This window comes from Bacteroidia bacterium (assembly GCA_027493955.1).
GTDB lineage: Bacteria > Bacteroidota > Ignavibacteria > SZUA-365 > SZUA-365 > JAOSJT01.
Map to the genome: position 1 here is coordinate 2008183 of JAOSJT010000001.1, position 19448 is coordinate 2027630.

General features: G+C 56.6%; 11 protein-coding genes, 1 tRNA gene, 1 pseudogene and 1 CRISPR repeat array (1 of these 14 running past the window's edge). Of the genes and pseudogenes, 7 read left to right on the top strand and 6 right to left on the bottom strand.

The genetic code is table 11. The features are described 5' to 3' along the window. Positions 1-1601: direct repeats of the CRISPR family, unit length 46 nt; unit sequence GCTGTTGCTACGATAACAAGATCAAGATTTGAAAGCAAACTACAAC; it begins 800 nt to the left of the window's first position. Between the two features lie 351 nt (positions 1602-1952). The 3 genes from M5R41_07740 to M5R41_07750 all read left to right on the top strand — a co-directional run bounded on the left by M5R41_07740 (position 1953) and on the right by M5R41_07750 (position 8262). Then, positions 1953-7649, top strand: coding sequence for a hypothetical protein (locus tag M5R41_07740; GenBank protein MCZ7556277.1), 5697 nt, complete (start codon positions 1953-1955; stop codon positions 7647-7649). A 153-nt stretch (positions 7650-7802) separates the two neighbouring features. Beyond that, positions 7803-7876 (top strand) — tRNA-Asp (locus M5R41_07745). A gap of 155 nt (positions 7877-8031) precedes the next feature. Next, a complete protein-coding gene (locus M5R41_07750) occupies positions 8032-8262 on the top strand; it encodes a GIY-YIG nuclease family protein (GenBank protein MCZ7556278.1) in 231 nt (76 codons plus the stop codon). Between the two features lie 145 nt (positions 8263-8407). Here M5R41_07750 and M5R41_07755 read toward each other — a convergent pair. Continuing rightward, positions 8408-9666, bottom strand: a pseudogene (locus tag M5R41_07755) (ATP-binding protein). Positions 9667-9854: 188 nt separating this feature from the next. Beyond that, positions 9855-9983 carry a hypothetical protein gene (locus tag M5R41_07760; GenBank protein MCZ7556279.1) on the bottom strand — a complete coding sequence of 43 codons (129 nt, stop codon included), beginning with the start codon at positions 9981-9983 and terminating at the stop codon, positions 9855-9857. 449 nt (positions 9984-10432) lie between these two features. Here M5R41_07760 and M5R41_07765 point away from each other — a divergent pair, with 449 nt between their 5' ends. The 3 genes from M5R41_07765 (at position 10433) to M5R41_07775 (ending at position 13162) form a co-directional block, all read left to right on the top strand. Further along, positions 10433-11452 carry a histidine kinase gene (locus M5R41_07765; GenBank protein ID MCZ7556280.1) on the top strand — a complete coding sequence of 340 codons (1020 nt, stop codon included), beginning with the start codon at positions 10433-10435 and terminating at the stop codon, positions 11450-11452. Further along, positions 11449-12147: a response regulator transcription factor gene (locus M5R41_07770; GenBank protein ID MCZ7556281.1), complete on the top strand. Its 699-nt coding sequence runs from the start codon at positions 11449-11451 to the stop codon at positions 12145-12147. The genes M5R41_07765 and M5R41_07770 overlap by 4 nt, the downstream gene beginning before the upstream one ends. A gap of 64 nt (positions 12148-12211) precedes the next feature. Further along, the gene (locus M5R41_07775; protein MCZ7556282.1) at positions 12212-13162 is read left to right on the top strand and encodes a hypothetical protein; all 951 of its coding nucleotides are present in this window, start codon (positions 12212-12214) and stop codon (positions 13160-13162) included. Positions 13163-13675: 513 nt separating this feature from the next. On the opposite strand, the gene M5R41_07780 is transcribed toward M5R41_07775, so the two are convergent. Next, positions 13676-13861, bottom strand: coding sequence for a hypothetical protein (locus M5R41_07780; protein ID MCZ7556283.1), 186 nt, complete (start codon positions 13859-13861; stop codon positions 13676-13678). A gap of 378 nt (positions 13862-14239) precedes the next feature. On the opposite strand from M5R41_07780, the gene M5R41_07785 reads away from it, so the two are divergent. Further along, positions 14240-15097 carry an ion transporter gene (locus tag M5R41_07785; GenBank protein MCZ7556284.1) on the top strand — a complete coding sequence of 286 codons (858 nt, stop codon included), beginning with the start codon at positions 14240-14242 and terminating at the stop codon, positions 15095-15097. 143 nt (positions 15098-15240) lie between these two features. Here M5R41_07785 and M5R41_07790 read toward each other — a convergent pair whose 3' ends face one another. The 3 genes from M5R41_07790 to M5R41_07800 form a co-directional block, all read right to left on the bottom strand. Further along, entirely contained in the window at positions 15241-18099 is a 2859-nt protein-coding gene (locus tag M5R41_07790) for a T9SS type A sorting domain-containing protein (protein ID MCZ7556285.1), read from the bottom strand. Between the two features lie 191 nt (positions 18100-18290). Beyond that, a complete protein-coding gene (locus tag M5R41_07795) occupies positions 18291-18893 on the bottom strand; it encodes a DUF4126 domain-containing protein (GenBank protein MCZ7556286.1) in 603 nt (200 codons plus the stop codon). Then, the gene (locus tag M5R41_07800) at positions 18890-19228 is read right to left on the bottom strand and encodes a neutral zinc metallopeptidase (protein ID MCZ7556287.1); all 339 of its coding nucleotides are present in this window, start codon (positions 19226-19228) and stop codon (positions 18890-18892) included. The genes M5R41_07795 and M5R41_07800 overlap by 4 nt, the downstream gene beginning before the upstream one ends. Positions 19229-19448 lie beyond the last annotated feature (220 nt).

Below are 19448 nucleotides of genomic sequence, written 5' to 3' on the forward strand. Positions count from 1 at the left end.
TACAACGCCCTGCCTTCGGTTGCTCCGTCGTTCTCGGCTGTTGCTACGATAACAAGATCAAGATTTGAAAGCAAACTACAACAAAAGGCGTATGTCTCGTATTCAGCCATCGGCTGTTGCTACGATAACAAGATCAAGATTTGAAAGCAAACTACAACATTGTGACTGTGGGGCTGGCGAAGCACGGTGCTGTTGCTACGATAACAAGATCAAGATTTGAAAGCAAACTACAACATCCCGATGGAGAGACTGCGTACTCACTCAGCTGTTGCTACGATAACAAGATCAAGATTTGAAAGCAAACTACAACTCGACAGCCCAAATGAAGGTACGCCCTTCCGCTGTTGCTACGATAACAAGATCAAGATTTGAAAGCAAACTACAACTAATCAGGATGTGTTATTTTCATTAAAATAGCTGTTGCTACGATAACAAGATCAAGATTTGAAAGCAAACTACAACAAGCAGATAAAGTGCCCCACCCACGCCAATGCTGTTGCTACGATAACAAGATCAAGATTTGAAAGCAAACTACAACCCTTCGTCCTCAACAGGCTTATCGGGTATGGCTGTTGCTACGATAACAAGATCAAGATTTGAAAGCAAACTACAACCTCTATTTACTCGATGTTCTCAGCCGCCTTGCTGTTGCTACGATAACAAGATCAAGATTTGAAAGCAAACTACAACCATGGTGCATAAGGTCGTCGATTTCATCTGCTGTTGCTACGATAACAAGATCAAGATTTGAAAGCAAACTACAACCGCTCTGGTTCAACGATGATACACTGGACCGCTGTTGCTACGATAACAAGATCAAGATTTGAAAGCAAACTACAACTCTCTGATTCTGCTGCCGTTTGCATTCAGCGCTGTTGCTACGATAACAAGATCAAGATTTGAAAGCAAACTACAACTCTCTGATTCTGCTGCCGTTTGCATTCAGCGCTGTTGCTACGATAACAAGATCAAGATTTGAAAGCAAACTACAACCGTGATTGCGTTGGCCGCTGGTGATGTTGTGCTGTTGCTACGATAACAAGATCAAGATTTGAAAGCAAACTACAACCTTTGGCCAGTAAGTGCAGCAATCCGTTCTGCTGTTGCTACGATAACAAGATCAAGATTTGAAAGCAAACTACAACTGTTGGCGGTGTATTATCGTATAACGGAGAGCTGTTGCTACGATAACAAGATCAAGATTTGAAAGCAAACTACAACAGAGACAAAGCGGGGCTTCCTTCGCGGCTCGCTGTTGCTACGATAACAAGATCAAGATTTGAAAGCAAACTACAACAGTTTTACGCTTCCGCAATTCGGGCAAGGTGCTGTTGCTACGATAACAAGATCAAGATTTGAAAGCAAACTACAACTTGCCATGATCGGGATCCTTCGGGTTCATTGCTGTTGCTACGATAACAAGATCAAGATTTGAAAGCAAACTACAACAATCGTTCAATCAGTTGCCTTGCCTCAAACGCTGTTGCTACGATAACAAGATCAAGATTTGAAAGCAAACTACAACATGAGTGATGCGACAATGTCGAGAACTGTGGCTGTTGCTACGATAACAAGATCAAGATTTGAAAGCAAACTACAACTGCATTCCATCAGATCCTTGTTTCCCGCGAGCTGTTGCTACGATAACAAGATCAAGATTTGAAAGCAAAAATCGGCATCAAAAGCAAGAGGCGCATCCTCTTTTCAACTAACAGCGTTCGCGAAAAAGGCCTGCGATCTATATAGTTAGAGGGATGAAATGCGGCGCCCCGGAATCCCCGATTACGCAACCTTACAAAACCGTAATGCTTCTGTAAGGGAATTGTAAGGTTGCGTTCAGTCTTCTGAAAGGTTCGGGAGTGCATCTTACCGCTGTAATTCCGAAGTCTCTCATCAGACGCCTGCCGCGGGATTCACATCCACTGATGATGTAACCACAACCGAGGTACGATATGTGCAAGAGCCTTGCTACCGCCTTTGCATTGTCTCTGCTCTGTGTCTGCTGGATGTCCACGGCACACGCACAGCCCTTGCGCACTGATTTCCGCCAGGCGGCGAACGACGACAGTCCGCACAATCTGGGGAACGTCCACTGGGTGCAGTCCATTCTGCAGCAGAACAATTCGAAATACTATGAGGGAATGTCTGTACCTCAACGCATTGTCCTGAGTAACGTCCCGAACACACCGGGTAACCAGCACTCCCTGACCTTCAGTCACAAAGCAAGCAAGGGCGGCGTGCATGCGTACGATTTTCTCACCTCGTATCAGCAGGCATTGACCTCTGCCAACGCCATAGTTGGTCCCACCGTTCTGCAGCAGCTCAATGAATGCGGAGCGGGTATCGGACCGCCGAACACGCTGCAGGGAGCCTGCAACGAAATACGCAGCAACGGATACTCCGTCAGCGTCGAACTTCCCGACGCGATGGGAACTGTGCTCGGAAACAACGTCGCCTCGCGTGTCGCGCAGTATGAAAGCCGCTTCCAAAACCGCACTCTCCGCATCTTTGGCAGTGCGGCCATTTCCAACGCATCGCTTACTTTCGAAGGATATTCTTTTTCCGGTTCGGATGCGATCGCCGACTACACGCTCCGCTGGACCTCCTCCTCGAACACTGTGCTGATCGAATTCGCCGCGCATCTCGCCCTCGGCAACGATGTCAGCGGTGCCGGCTGGGGGATCGGCTACGGAAGCGGCATGGGAGCCGGAAGCATCAGCGGTGGCCCTTATCACGTTTCTCTCGGTAAACTCGATAATCGGCCTTTGGGTAGTCAGGACAATCAGATTTCCAGCGCCGCCGTCATTATCGGCATCGAGTGCAGTTCGACGGGACCCAGTCCCGTATGCGCCGGGACACAAAACACCTACACCTTCAATAGTCAGGTGAGCGGGTTGAGCTACTCCTGGTCGCTGAGCAACAACAGCAGCGGGGCGTCCATCGTTGGTTCCACGACGGCGCAGTCCGTTCTCGTGGATGCCGGCACAGGACCGGGCTCCTATACCATCACCGCTGTTGTTCGTGACGGTGTGCAAACCGTGAGCTGTCCCACACAGGTGAGCGTCAATGGTCTGACGGTGAGCGCAACGCCAGAACCCATACTTTGCAACGGCCACAAAACCCCTGTCACCGTCGAGGCATCAGGAGGAGTGGCACCCTACACCGGTACGGGTGTGTTCCTGCGTCATGCCGGAACGCACAGTTTTACCGTCACCGACAGTCGCGGCTGCAGCAGTACCGTATCGGTCACGATCACCGAACCGATGCAGCTCGCCGCGTCGTCCAGCGCGGCGCCGTTGTTGTGCTCTAACGGCACCTCGGCGGTAACCGTCAACGCCAGTGGCGGTCGCCCGCCGTACGCCGGTATCGGACAATTCCACCGCGGACCCGGTACGTACACGTTCACCGTATCGGATGCGAATTACTGTGTCGCAACGACATCGGTCACCATCGCCGCACCACCACAACTCACGGTCAGCGCAACGGCCACCGATCCGCTGTGTTACGGTGGAACTGCTACTGTTACTGTGGATGCGACAGGCGGAACGCCACCGTATTCGGGTACGGGAACATTCACGCGCGGTGCCGGAAGCTACGCCTTCGTCGTCACCGACGCCAATGGATGCACCGGCAGTGCAACGATGCTGATTTCACAGCCGACCGCCGCACTCATCGCGAGCGCGACCGCAGCTCCCATTCTCTGTTTTGGCGGAACTTCGGCTATCACCGTTTCCGCAACCGGAGGTACACCACCGTACTCCGGGATCGGAGCGTTTTCCCGCGCAGCGGGCACCTATACCTTCACTGTAACCGACGCCAATGGTTGCACAGCAACGACGCAGTCGATTACGCTCACCCAACCAACGGCGGGTTTGGTGGTGACTGCAGTGCCGACGCAAATTCTCTGTAAAGGCAGCACAGCGACGGTCACCGTGTCCGCAGTCGGCGGTACGCCTCCGTACTCCGGTACCGGCAACTTCAGCCGCGGAGCGGGTTCCTACACCTTCACCGTCACCGATGCGAATGGTTGCACCGCGACTTCGGCGCAGATCACGTTGACCGAACCGCCGCTGCTCGTGGTGGACGCCGACGTCACACCCATTTCCTGCCACGGTGGTTCCGCATCGGTCACAATAACGGCAAGTGGAGGCACGCCCCCGTACACCGGTACAGGGACCTTCGCGCTCGCACCGGGCAATTACTCCTTCACCGTCACCGACGCGAACGGCTGTACTGCGACCACATCCGCCATAGGAATAAGCGCGCCGCCGCAACTGACTGTTTCGGTTGTCGCTCCTCCGATTCTTTGCAACGGTGGAACATCGAACGTAACCATCACGGCCGGCGGTGGTACGCCGCCGTACTCCGGTACCGGGACCTTCCCCGTCAGTGCGGGTGCACACAGCTTCACCGTCACCGACGCTAACGGTTGTACCGCGACCTCACAAATGATTACGCTCACCGCACCGTCAGCGCTCACCGCGTCCGCAACCGCCGGAACGATACTGTGCAACGGCGGGCAAATACCCGTCACTGTCACCGCTTTCGGTGGTACGCCTCCGTACTCCGGAACCGGCAACTTCAGCCGCGGAGCGGGCAGCTATACCTTTACCGTGACAGACGCGAATGGCTGTACGGCAACAACGGTCGCGCTTACTCTCACAGAGCCACCACCCATGGTGCTCACTGTGAACGCATCACCGATTCTCTGTAATGGAAACACCTCCGTTGTCAACGTGTCGGCGACCGGTGGTACGCCGCCGTATTCCGGGACAGGGACGTTCAATCTTCCCGCAGGCAATTATAGCTTTACGGTCACGGATGCCAACGGCTGCACGGTCACTTCATCAGTCACTACTCTGACCAATCCGGCTCCGTTGGTCGTGTCGGTAAGCGCACAGCCGATTTTGTGTCACGGAGACAGTGCGATCGTCACCGTAACGGCGACAGGCGGTACACCTCCCTATTCCGGGACGGGGAACTTCACCCGTGGTCCCGGTTCGTATAGCTTCACAGTGCTCGACAACAATGGCTGCTCGGCTACGAGCACATCCATTTCGATTACACAACCACAATTCGCTCTTACAGTTTCCGCTACGGCGACACCCATTCTCTGCTTTGGATCCAGCTCGACAGTGAGCGTCTCCGCAAGTGGAGGCACGCCGCCGTACTCTGGTACCGGCAACTTCAACCGGACTGCGGGGACGTACAGCTTCACTGTCACCGATGCGAACGGCTGCACCGCAACCTCCGCGTCGATCAACATTACTCAGCCTCCGCAATTGCTGGTCAGCGCGACCGCACCGCCGATTCTCTGCAACGGTAACCTCACCACGGTCACCGTGAGTGCATCGGGTGGGACGCCTCCGTACACCGGAACCGGATCCTACACCCGCGGCGCAGGCAGCTACACGTTCACAGTTACCGACGCCAACGGCTGCACCGCCACCTCGTCGGTGACCACAATTCTACAGCCCGCCCTGCTGGTTGTGGATGTCGACGCTCCGCCTATCCTCTGCCATGGCGGCACGTCCATTGTTACCGTAAGCGCGAGCGGCGGCACCGCACCCTACACCGGAACGGGCAGCTTCAATATGGGACCGGGCAATTACACATTCACCGTTACAGACGCGAACGGCTGTATCGCGGTTTCCGCAATGATAACGCTGACCGATCCTCCGGCCCTGACCGCAACTTCAGCCGCAACCCCGATTCTCTGCCATGGTGGTACTTCAACGGTTACTGTCAGCGGCGCGGGCGGCACTCCGCCGTATGCAGGCGTCGGGATGTTCAACCGTGGAGTGGGTACCTACACGTTCGTGGTGACCGATGCGAATGGTTGCACCGCTTCGACCACTATCACCATCACACAACCGCCCCTTCTCGTGGCTGTCGCAGCTGCGCCTCCACTTGTGTGCGGCAAGGATCTCGCCCCTGTCACCGTTTCGGCCACAGGCGGCGTCGCGCCGTACAACGGTATCGGCACCTTCCCACGCGGACTGGGCACCCATCTCTTCATCGTCACCGATGCTAACGGTTGCACCGACTCCGTACGCATCACGGTCACGGGGCCACCGCCCCTCTTCGCTGCAGCGAACGCCACACCAATTCTTTGCAATGGCGGCCTGAGTACGATTACCGTCAGCGCTTGGGGCGGAACGCCACCGTATACCGGCGTCGGATCCTTCCAGCAAGGGGCGGGCACCTATACGTTTATCGTCAGCGACGCGTACAATTGCCGCGACACCGTGGTGGTGACACTCACGGAACCACCGGCATTGATTGCAACCGCCGATGCCCCGCCAATACTTTGTGCCGGCGGTACAACGACGGTTACCGTCGCGGCCAGTGGAGGTACGCCTCCATACACCGGAATCGGGTCGTTCAGCCGCGGTCCGGGAACGTACACCTTTGTTGTGACGGACTACAACGGCTGCACAGCAGTGGCATCAGTCAATATCATCGATCCTCCACCGCTCACAGCGGCATCGAGCGCAACCCCCATCCTCTGTTTCGGCGACACGGCCTTCGTTACTGTGACAGCTTCCGGAGGTACGCCACCGTATCAGGGCACCGGACTATTTCCGGCGTTGGCGGGCACGTTCACCTACGTCGTTTCGGATTCACGGGGCTGTTCGGCTAGCACGACAATCACCATAACGCAACCACCCCAACTCTTCGCCACCGCAAACGATCCTTCCGTCGCCTGCGGCCGCGACAGCGCACTCGTGATCATCGGTGCCATAGGCGGTACTCCGCCGTACAGCGGCGTCGGTAATTACTATCGGACAGGTGGTACGCACATCTTCACCGTGACGGATGCGAACGGCTGCACCGATACCGTCCGGGTAACCGTGCAGGGTCCGCCGCCGCTGTATGCGACGGCCGGCGCCACGCCGATACTGTGCAATGGCGGCTCATCCATCGTCACCATTTCTGCCTGGGGCGGCACCCCGCCATACAATGGCGTGGGGAACTTCCAGGTCGGAGCGGGTACGCACAGGTTCGTGGTGCATGATGCGAATTCATGCGCCGACACCGTGATCATCACCATCGTCGAGCCGCCTCCTCTCACCGTGGTCTGCAGCCTTTCGGACTGCATAAACGGAATGCGCATTGCTTCCGCCCAGGTCTACGGAGGTACCCCACCCTACAGTTACCATTGGATGCCGTTCGCGATGCCGACACCGACTGTGGACGTCCCCTGCAATTTCTTTGGCACAATCACTCTCGTTGTGCGGGATGCCAACTGGACACCCAATGATCCGAACAATGCTGCCTGCGAAGCGACATGCACTATTAATGTGTATGCAAAATCCTCCGCCGGCGGATCGGACGGACAGAAATCTCTCAGCGAATACGCTCTGTTCGAGAACTACCCCAACCCGTTCAATCCTACCACCACGATCAGGTACTATTTGCCAACAACGAGCCATGTACGCCTCGCGATTTACAACACCCTTGGTCGCGAGATCGGCACTTTGGTCGACGCGGAGATTCCCGCGGGTTTACATGATGCCACATGGACCATCACGGCCGAGCAAGGCCGTCAGATACCTTCGGGCAGTTACATCTATCGCCTCAGCGCAAAATCCACAGACGGCAGCAGAGAATTCGTGCAAGAGAAGATGATGCTGCTGCTCAAGTAGCGTTGTGTAGCTACGCGTCATTCTCCACTATCACGAGGCGGGTGCAGTTTGCACCCGCCTTTTGTATGTATCAGGTAAAAATTTTCCATGATACTTGCTTTCACGGAATCAATGTTCGTATATTAGAATTCGCATCAAGATTGATGCGGAATTGGAGCGGTAGTTCAGTTGGTTAGAATGCCTGCCTGTCACGCAGGAGGTCGCGAGTTCGAGTCTCGTCCGCTCCGCAACAAGGCCTCTTTTGAGGCCTTGTTTATTTGGGCTGCTGCGCATACGCAGGAGGTCATCCCGAAGATCGGTCCTCTGCGGCGGATCGTCCGCTCCGCAAAAAGTCCCTCACTTGAGGGGCTTTTTCATTCCATCACAATCAGGGAGATCGGTGATGTTCTTTGTCCATATTCTCCAAAGCACCGTGACGAATCGATACTACGTCGCTTCGATGCACGATGTGCGGCTCCGGCTGGCGCATCACAACGATGGCTGGAGCAGATCAACAAAAACCGGCAGACCCTGGCGTATCGTATACACCGAGCAGTATCCCGACCGCTCAGGCGCCGTACGACGCGAGCACGAGATCAAGCGACGGAAGAGCAGGAAGTACATCGAAGCCTGATCGCCACGCAAGCGAGCAGCGTATAGAAACATCGTTCATTTTGCGGTCTCGCCGGAAGTCATCCACACCGCAAGCCCCTCGTCTGAGAGGCTTTTTCATTGGGGAGAAATGAATGTGAGACTACAGCTTCCGCTCCTCCGGTTTTTCAAAGTTCCCATAACTTGCTGAACGGAACAGCGAACACGTTCGAGGTAGCGAGGGGAAGGACATCCGTTCCATCGTATAGAAGAAATCCTCCCTGGAAGTTCTTTCCACATTGTCGTGCAAGGTGTTCAAGCCCGCGCCCGTCTTTTCGGTGTACCGCGCTCGAGGCCTTCACCTCGACTCCCCACGTCTTTTTCCCCCGCGTGATGACCAGGTCCACCTCCAGACCGTCTTTGTCGCGGTAATGCCAGAAACGGAGGTCCGGGTCTGTCCATTCCGCCTGGGCCACGATCTGCCGGACAACGAAGGACTCGAGCAGGTGCCCCATGCGTTCCCGCTGCTCGAACCAGTCTGTTGCCGAATAATCCGCCAGCGTTGCCGCAAGACCACTGTCGACCAAATGAATCTTTGGAGATCTGATCAACCGATGCCCGGGATTGTTATGCCAGGCCGGCAGCCTCCGGACAAGGAAAAGCCGCTCCAGTACTGCGATGTAATTGTCGATTGTTACCCGGTGCAAGCCGAGTGTACGTGCAATGTCGCTGGCATTCAGGAGTTCTGCCGTTCGCAATGCGAGAAGTCCGAGCAGTCGCTCCAATTCGTCGCTGTCCTTGATGCGTGCGATGTCGCGGACATCGCGATCGATCAGGGATCTGAGATATTGCCTGTGCCAGCGCCGGGCCCGGACCGGAGTCCGGCCGATCGGCTCAGGGTACCCGCCGTAACCAGCCGTTCCGCCAGCGAAATCGCTTCTTCCCGCTCCGTGCCCATTTCTGATCCCAGCGCACCATCGAGCAGCACGCGAAGGAAGCTCCCCGGATTTCGCTCCTTCTCGGCCTCGGTCAGCGGATGCAAGTGGACGATTTCCATGCGTCCCGCAAGGGACTCAGCTCCCTGAGGCAGGAATAACAGATTGGCCGATCCTGTCAGCAGGAATCGACCGGCTCGTCTGTCTTCATCCACCACTCGCTTGATTTCCGTCAGCAGTCCCGGAGCACGTTGCACCTCATCCAGCGTCACTCTGTCCGGAAGTCCACGAATGAAACCTGCTGGATCGTCGAGTGCAAGATTATTGTAGTTCCGCTCGTCGAGGCTGATGTAGCCACGGTCCGGATCGAGGCTCCGTGCCAGTGTGGTCTTGCCACTCTGCCTGGGACCCAGCAGACACACCACAGGCGTATCCGCCATCGCCTCGATGAGCACACGTGACAGATGGCGGGGATAGCGGTCGGTGATCTCTGCTGAGTGCGGGATATCCATGATCGATGCCTGTATGAAGTTGCAGGGGATGGAATCGTCCAACTGTCAGGTACAGCTCCGACCATATGTCGATTATATGTTCGTCCATATGTCGATTTGAAGACCGTCCATCTGTCGGTTACGATTCTGTGTGCAGTGGACACTGCAATGCTGAATTATGCAAGCACCTCTCTTTGTCGCCGACCAAATCAGAACAGATGATCGACCATCCGCCAGGCCACAGAAGCAGAGGAAGCGATGGTGCCGCCTTTGTCCCAAGCCAGCGATCCCGCCGCAACGAGCAGATGTTTCAGCTGATCAAGATGTTCGAAGATCAAAATCATCTCCACCGGCGGGTCAACACCCGTTGCGGAATAATGCTATGAGGTTCCACGATGCGTACTCTGCTGAGTCCTTTTCGTTGGCTCTTTTGCCCCACCAGCACAAACCCAACCGTCTGCATCCGTGAAACAGTTCGCGCGGTCTGAGTCTCCTCCGTATGACTGCCCCATCTGAAACGGTCCACGGCATTTCGCAGCGTGCTGGCCGTCTTTCTGCAACGGGTTCGATACCGCGACATCGGGCTATGCTGTTTCTGCATCGTTCGCATGCGCTGCCACCCGTCCTCAGGGGATGCAAGAGACTCGGGCCACAACCATGGGATTAGAGGTCTAAGCACTTTTCACACCGTCCGCACACACATCTCGTGGATGGGCGTTCACAGATCAAATGGGCCTTTTGCCAGCATTTTTCTTGCATTGACGCAAGCGGCGTACAATATTGGCACATGCTGCGATTCAAAGAGATACTCATACACGCAGGAGCATGGCTGCTGTATTCGGCCAACTCGGTGCTGACGTATCCGGCTGAGTATCTCGAACGATATGGCGTGCAGAGCATCGCTCTCAAGCAGGGGACATTTTACGCGGTCATGACCGTTGGCTTCTACATCAATTACTTTTTCGTGACACCGAAACTGCTCGCGAAAAAGCAGTACTGGGGTTTCAGCGCTGCGGTCGCCTTGCTTATCCCTCTGATGCTCGGTCTCTTTCTTCTGCATGCACTATTCCTGGACTGGTATTTCGATGCAGGTACGTTTTTCATCGATGATCGCATCCCCGCATTGTCGACCATCGCATTTCAGGTTCTTTTCTTTCTCCTCCTCAGCACCGGCGCTCGATTCACCAGAGACTGGTTTCGTTTGCAGCGGTTGAGTGCCGAATTGAAGCGCGAGCGCGAGAATGCGGAACTGGCGTTACTCCGTCAGCAGCTCAGCCCACATTTCCTTTTCAACGCACTGAACAATATTTATTCGCTTGTCATCAATAAATCAGAAGCGGCACCGCGCGCCATCGTCGTGCTTTCGGAATTGATGCGTGCCCTGCTCCGCACCGTAGACGAGAACGAAAGCACCTTACGCGAGGAAATCACGCAGTTGACCAGCTATCTGGATCTCAAACGTCTGCAGTACCCTGACGACAATCGAATAGCCTTCACCGTGGATGGAGACATTGATGAGAGAAAGGTCTATCCTCTGCTGTTGCTTCCCTTCGTGGAGAATGCCTTCAAGCATGGCGACCTGCATTCTCACGGAACAACGGTGAACATCCAACTCCGAGTGCAACCAGACCAGTTGCAGCTGATTGTGGCGAACACTCCGTCCGCAGGCAGGAAGGATGACACCAGCGGCATCGGCCTGCACAATGTGCGGAAACGGCTGCGCCTGCTGTACCCCAACCGCCACAAACTGGACATTTCCGCAGAACAGCACTTGTACCGCATCGATCTTATTCTGAAAACATCATGACCATTTCTTGCCTTGCCGTTGACGACGAACCCCTGGCGCTTGACGTGATCGAAACCTTTGTGCAGAAAATCAGCTGGCTCACATTGGTCGGCCGCTGCGGCACATCGATGGAAGCATTGCAGATTCTTCGCTCGCGTGAAATCGATCTACTCTTTCTCGACATTCAGCTTCCCGATCTCACGGGCTTCGAATTGCTGCGTACGCTGAGCAAGCCTCCGATGGTCGTCTTTACCACTGCCTACGCACATTTTGCCGCTGAAAGCTACACCCTGGATGCGTTGGATTACCTCGTGAAACCGTTTACGTTCGAACGTTTCGTACGCGCGGCACAGAAAGCGGCGGAAGAACGTACCGACAGACACGTGCACAACGGCTCGTCGCAGTTTTTCATTCATACCGATCAGGGAGATGTCTGTATCGACGTGCATGACATCCTCTACATCAAAGGCCTGAATGAATACGCGATCATTAAAACCGGATTGCGGGAGTTCGTCGTGCGGGAGTCGTTGCGCGATATCGAAGAACGTATCGCGCACTACGGATATCTCCGTGTGCACAAATCATGGATTGTCTCAATCAAGAGCATCGCGGTGATCGATCGGACCTTTCTCCGGGTTGGCGATGCCGTAATTCCCATCGGAAGAACCTATCACGAGCGTGTCCGGCAAGTCGTTGAAGAACGACGTCTGGGCTGATGGCGAAGGAATGAATCTGCAACTCATAGAGTACTTTTCCACGCACATGTACAGGAGAATCGTTATGCGTTTATTGCTCCTCATTGCACTGTTGGTTGTCATGCCCGCCGTGATGTTGCACGGACAAGGGCATGCCGGTAGTCCCCTCACCGATGCACGGGACGGCCAGACGTATCGTACAGTTATCATCGGCACGCAAACCTGGATGGCCGAGAATCTGAACATCGGATCCGTAATTCCATCCAATGCGCCGGGCTCCCTTATGAAGGACAACGGCGTTATCGAGAAATACTGTTGGGGAGATGACGAAGGAAACTGCGACGGAACCGGCGGAGTGATGAAACGTGGCGGATTCTATGAATGGCAGGAAGCGATGCAATACTGGAATGGTCAGCCGTCGCTCCCTGTTCAGGGGATCTGTCCCCAGGGATGGCATATCCCGTCAAATAGCGAATGGAACACCCTGCTCAATTATCTCGGAGGCGCGGGTGCGTATGCCGTATTGAACGATGGCGGAGCATCTGGTTTTGACGCCCTGATGACCGGGTATCGCTGCACGATGAACGGAGGCTTTCGCGTCAGCGCCATGTCTTCAGACACGCGCACCTATTTCTGGACCGCCGAACAGACTGATGCCGGAAATGCCCCCTTCATCGAGTTAGGGAAAAACTCTCTCCAGGCCATCAGCTTCCAGAAATCCATCGGGCTTTGCGTGCGCTGCGTCAAGGATGCCGTCAATTCGACCGGCAGGCTGGACGTACCGCGGGATCTTACCATACACTCCCTAACCGTTTCTTCACAGCGTCTTCTGACGGTGCGGTACACTGCGCAGGCTGGAGTGCTGGATGTGATTGTTGCGGATATTCTCGGTCGCGTCCTGTATCAGGGAACGCGGCAGGCCCTCCCGGGCGACAATGTTTTGCAGATTGATCTCGGAAACGCCGCCGCGGGTACGTGCATCATTCGACTGTCTGCTCATGGGCAGGCAGAGGCACGCATGCTACAATTTCCGTAGGTGCTACGGACTGGTAATGTCACAGCGCGATAATCATCGGCATTCCTCTGATGATTGTCACCGTTCTTCCCTCACACCTTTCGTAATATCGTAAGGGCTACGACAGAGGTAGTACCCTTATCACCAGCGTATCAACGAGGGATTAGGGAGTGTGTATCGCAGTTTCAGCACCAGGCCCCGTGTCTGGCGGCCTATCGTCCGCTCCGTAAAAAGTCCCTCAGTGAGGGACTTTTTCATTCCTTCAGAATCACGGAAATTGCAAACACAGATTGCCTCCTTCCTGTAGTGCATCTTGACGAAGAAGTGTGAACCGCTCCGCCGGGGCGATGTACACAGGTGCTGGTTCGGATGGAACAGTGGCCGGAGCAGATCGCCGAAATCGGACATTCTCCATCGGCTTGTCGGCAAGGCCGATCGAATGCAAACCCGCAGATCAATCCTTTTCCTCACAACACGCCGGAGTCATTATCCATCACCCTGGAACACGGAAGCACTGGGGGCTCGGACGTCCGGTTATCCCTTCTTTTCGCGCTCGCCGCCCGACTTCCACCCGGCAATGAATTGACGCGCGGCGACCCCTGCGACAATGATGCCGATGACCACGGCACCGTTCTTGCTCGCATCGATACCGCCGATGATCAGCACGAGACCCAGGAGTACCGCGACAGCGGTCAGGACCAGACGCACATTTCGCGACATGACACACCTCCATCCAATAATTCGATAACATTACATATACGACATGCTCACCTCGGAGTTTCGCGCGCGCCACATGAACGAACGATCCCGGTACACAACTCTTATCCATACTGCGGTGCAATATAACCAATCGCATCCTCCCCCGTCCTCTCCAGCAGTGCACACTCCTTGCCGCGTGACAGCGCGATGACGCGTGCCGATGCGAGCCGAAGGTTTTCCTTCCCGCCATGGCGCCCTAGTCCAGCGGTCTGCGACCGGAGTGATACTATTCCTGTGTTCTCAGCCAAATGCCGGCAACACCTGTAGCATACTCTGTGCAAAGCTCACCGTAAACCGCTATCTTTGCACGAAATCCCCAAACAACTTCCTGGAACTGCCATGGGCGCACTGAAACGGAAAATCTGGGAACTGATCGAAGCGGAGGACAGCGGTTCGAGCAGTCGCATGCGCTACGACTGGGTGGACCTGTTCCTGATGACGCTCATTTCGCTGAACGTCGTTGCGGTGGTGCTCGAGACGGTTCCGGAGTTGGGCCGCTCCTACGCCGCCGCGTTTCGATGGTTTGAGACGTTTTCCGTGATCGTCTTCACTGTCGAGTACATTATCCGCATCGCGGTGTGCACGGAGAACCCGCTGTTCAAAGGTGCTCTGCGCGGACGACTCCGCTTCGCTCTCACTCCCTTCGCTATCATTGACCTGCTCGCCATCCTGCCTTCCCTGCTGCCGCTGTTCTTCGCGCTCGATCTGCGCATACTCCGCATTCTGCGCATTTTCCGTTTCCTGCGCGTGCTCAAGCTCGGCCGCTACTCGCATTCCCTGCGGGTGATCGGCAGGGTGCTGGCGGCAAAACGTGCGGATCTCGCTGTCACCATTGTCGTCGTCTTGCTCTTGCTCACACTTGCGTCGAGCGCGATCTACGTGCTGGAGAGCGACGCGCAGCCGGAGGCCTTTACGAGCATTCCCATGTCCATGTGGTGGGGCATCGCCACGCTGACTACCGTGGGTTACGGCGATGTGTACCCCATCACCACGCTCGGAAAAATATTCGCCGCCATCATCGCATTGCTCGGTGTGGGTATCGTGGCTCTCCCCGCGGGCATACTCGCATCGGGATTCTCGGAGGAAATGAACAGGCGTGGCTCGATGTCCGCAACGACGGTCTGTCCTGTCTGTGGACATCGTTTCACCACCGACAACGGCGGGGTTGAGCACGCGCCGGGGCACCTTGAGCCATGATCATGTGACAATTGCGCAAGGAGATTCTGAACACGCAGGTCCCCTGCTTTTGACATCGGAGGATCCGGATAATGGATGCCATCCGAGATAGGGACCACAATCAAACGCCGGCAGACGCATGTATTCCGACGATGCGACAGCGCCTAACGGGCGACGACGATGCGGGATGTGCTGAGCGCATCGCCACTGTGCACGCAGAGGAGATACACGCCGGCCGCGAGATCATCCACAGCTGCCTGCACGTGCAGCGTCTCCGCTCCGTGCATTCCGTCGGAGAAGACACGGAGTTCACGTCCGAGAGCGTCGCGCAGCGATACGCGGTGCTGTCCGCTCGTCGGGAAATTGACGGCGATGTCGAGTCGTGCCACCACCGGATTGGGCCAGCAGTGGACCCGTATGCTTTGCGGCCGGCCGCCTCGTGCGGCGGGAACGACAAGAACGATATCGCTAATCTTTACGACAAACTCATCCGCTTCACCCGCACTTTGCAGCGCGCGTCCCCCGATGCTCGCGCTCTCCTGAAATACACCTCCGGCGTAAACAGCCCCGCTGCTATCCACCGTGATGCAGGTGATGCCGTCCTGGCCGCTGCCGCCGAGACTCGTTGACCAGCGCGCTACTCCTTTCTCGTCATAGCGGAGGATGAAGCCGTCGGAAATCCCGCGACTGACGAGGGACTGATCTCCGAAGGCCACTGCTCCAACGAAGGCGCCGGCAAGGAAACAGCCGCCCTCGGGGAGCGCCATCACCGTCGCTCCGCCATCGATATACACCCCGCCGCCGGATTGCGCCCACAGCGGCTGTCCGTCCGGTGCGAGCTTGATCACCGCTGCATCCTGCATCCCCTTTCCCTGCAACTGAAGGGGCCCGATGTCGGCGCTCCCCTGGAACACCACAGCGACGTACACATTGCCGCTGCCATCTCTGTTCGCAGACGAACAGGCGTCGTCGTAGGGACCACCGAGCTGCGTACCCCACAACGGAACTCCATCCGCGGAGTATTGCACGGAAAAACCGTCCTTCCCGCCCTTGCTGGTGAAGGTGATATCCGACGCCGACGACGTTTGCGGCCCGGAAGACGGCCCCCCGAACGTGGCAGCGGAGGAAAACAATCCCGACACGAGCGGACCGCCGTCCGTACCGACGCTGACATCTCCGGCGCCATCCTCACCGTCCCCGCCGGCGGCGCTGATCCACAGCAGAGACCCGTCGGGATCATAGAGCGCGATGAAGGCATCCTGCGCTCCCTTACTGTTGAGCGTCTTCGATTCGAATGTGGCGGTTTCGCTGAAGGCACCCACGACGACGCACCCGGCGGCGGACACGGCATTTCTGAATGCGCGGTCGAGCCCCGCTCCCCCGCCCTGTCGCACCCAGAGGAGATTTCCGTGCATGCCGTATTTGGCGAGGAACATATCTGATCCGCCGCGGCTGACGAGGTGCCGTCCGCTGAATTCCGCGGTAGCGCGGAAATATCCGCTGACGTACACGTTGGATTCGGCATCAACCGAAACTCCGATGGCGTAATCGTCTTCCACGCCTCCGGCCCGAACAGCCCACATGACCTCTCCGCTCTGGTCCCGTTTCACGACAACGGCATCGGATTTCCCTGCGCTGCTGACGCTGCGCTTCCCGTAGGATGCGGTATGCTTGAATGCGCCGGCGCTGTAGGTGAATCCGCGCGTATCCACCGCTACGGAGTATATTTCATCGTATCCTTCGCCGCCGCCCTGGCCAGCCCATGTTTCCTCCCCTTCCTCCGGTGGCGGCGCAGCATCGAAGTGGAAGATATAGCTCTTTCCGTGCGGACGGAAGTTCCACTGGCTATCCGAAGACGTCGATCCCCCCGCAACGAACAGACTCCCGTCCGGACGCCATGCGATACCACTCGATCCTGGACCGAGATAGGTGTTGGCCGGAAAAGTGAACACATCTTCGGGCGCATTCACTTTCCCGTTTTCCAGATCAATGGTTATCAGCTGCACTTGCCAGGGGTTACTGTTCGGCACGATAGTGTAGTAATGCGCTGTTTTTCCGTTCTGCGAAACAAATGGCCAACCGGAGTACGGATACGGACTGCCCGGTGCCAACGTGAAGCTGCGCGATACGGGGTCGACAAACATCAATCCGTACTCGGTGTCGCCTGATATGGGTCTGTAGACCGGAAGAGCGTAGCGGCCGTCGGCGAGCAGCATTTGGCTCATGGGATATCCGACCGAACAGTAGGTCTGCCAACCGGGATCATCGGCGATCAGGGCGTCGGAAACAGTCGTGAACGTGCGTGTTGCGGGATCGAAATACTCGACCTGACTGCCCGGCAACGTTTGTCCGGTATTCGTGAGCCCACCGACGACGAGGGCACCTCCGTCCGGTGTTGGAAACACATAGGGCAACGATCGCGGAACGTTTAACGGACCCGTTGCGATGAAGCGGTTTTCCGATGCACGCCAGAGATCCGGCGTCGTCGCCGAAGCGATATCATACCATCCTCCGACCACCAGCGCGTCTCCACTCGTCAGCAACGCACCGAAGGCATTGAGACGATTTTGCAAGGGACGCGGCAGCAGAGATGACTGGCCTGTCATGGCGTCGTATATCTCGGCGGTGGTGTCAGGCGAAGCGGTGCCGACTCTGGCCGAACCGCCCACCAGCATGAATCGCCCGCCGCCGAGAGGAATCACAGCCGCACCATCCCTCGGGCGCTGCAAGGTATGCTGCGCCGCGAAATTGTTCGCTGCCGGATCGTATACCAATACTGCGGCCTGCCCGATAAATCCTTCCCCATGGCCGCCGATCATGACAATCCTCCCATCCCCGAGAACGACTGTAGTCATGCTCATGCGCGCGACGGGCATATCCGGTCCGGGCGTGACGCTGCCGCCGTAATTCTGCGCTTTGAGCGCGAATTGCGGGAGCGCGACGAGGAGACACAGCGACGCCGACAGAATATACAATAGTTTACGATGCAAATAGCAGGTTAAGGAGGCAGAGGGATTATGCATGGCGGGTATCCTCGCAGGTGAGATGCAGGTGCATGGTTGTGGGAAGCGTGAGGCGGCGCGACGCGCAGCGCTCGGGATGAATCTGTTTCCGTACTGCAAAAATATCGAGGACGCGGACACGGCGCAATGTGTGCAACGTCTGCGTCAAACGTTGGCCGCAGCGTGGTATTCCCGTAATACCCGATGGCAGATCAGCCGGCTGAACGTCCCGTAAAGAGTCGCCGCCTGAAACGGATGACGATGATCGTTCCAAGAATCAGCGCCGCCCCGGCCGCAAACAGCGGTAGCAGGACCGCAAGCACTGTCATCACGGTAGAGCTTCCCAACTCCACCGTTGAAAGTATCGGATTCGACAATCCTCCGGAAAGTCCGGTGGAACCGGCGCGCAGCACTGTCGTCCCGGCCTGCACCAGAGCGGCTATACCTCCTCCTCCGATAAGCGCCAGCGACCAGCGCAACAGCGGTGACATGTCGCCGACAACGGATGCCGTTGCCATGATGCCGGCCAGGACCGCGAGCGGCCCCGTTATCGTGTCGAGAAGATTGTCCAGCCAGGGGATGTAGTATGCAGCGATTTCCACCACCGTGGCTGTGCCGAAGGCGATGAGCGCGGGCCAGCTCGCCATCCATGCGAAGCCGTCGCCGAGACCGACATGTCCGGCCATCGAAGCGATACTGATACCCAGCAACGGGACAAAGACTCTGAAACCGCACGCCGCGCTCAGTCCCACGCCGAGGGCAACGCTGAGCAGAATTTCCATGGTCGGGGCATCCGCAAGTCCGGCGACTGTCATCTCCACCCCCTCGCGTTATGGTAGGACTGCGATTTGATAGAGCGATGCTCCGGCATGCTCCGCCGGGACGGCGCCGTCCATACATGCTGCGTCTCCGCGTGCACTGCGGAATCAAAAGCCACGGGTTCCTTTACCTCTGATATCTCCTGATACTCCCCTGTCGGTTGTCCGCCGGAATAAGGGTTTCCGGTCTGTGCCTGCCCCGTACCACCGACACGAAGGCAGACGAGCAACGGGAGCACCACCGGACTGCTACCGCCACCCACCGTGGTTATCGGCAAAATTCCCCGAAGATCAGCCACGTTTGTGCTCGCTCTGCGTGCTTGCCATCGCATAGTCCTATGCCTTTCTTGTTTCCTGATGTCACATCGGTTGGCTGCTTCTTCGCGTCATGCGCCTTGTGCTCTATCGGGGTGGCCCCAGACGATGCAGACCGAATTGCTTCGCCGAGAAGTACTATCCAGTTCCCTCGAATCTAATGAAATCGTGCCGGAAAAACACAGATTTGCCATGTATTCGACATGGATGTCATGAGTGCACGTTGATGGGAGGAAC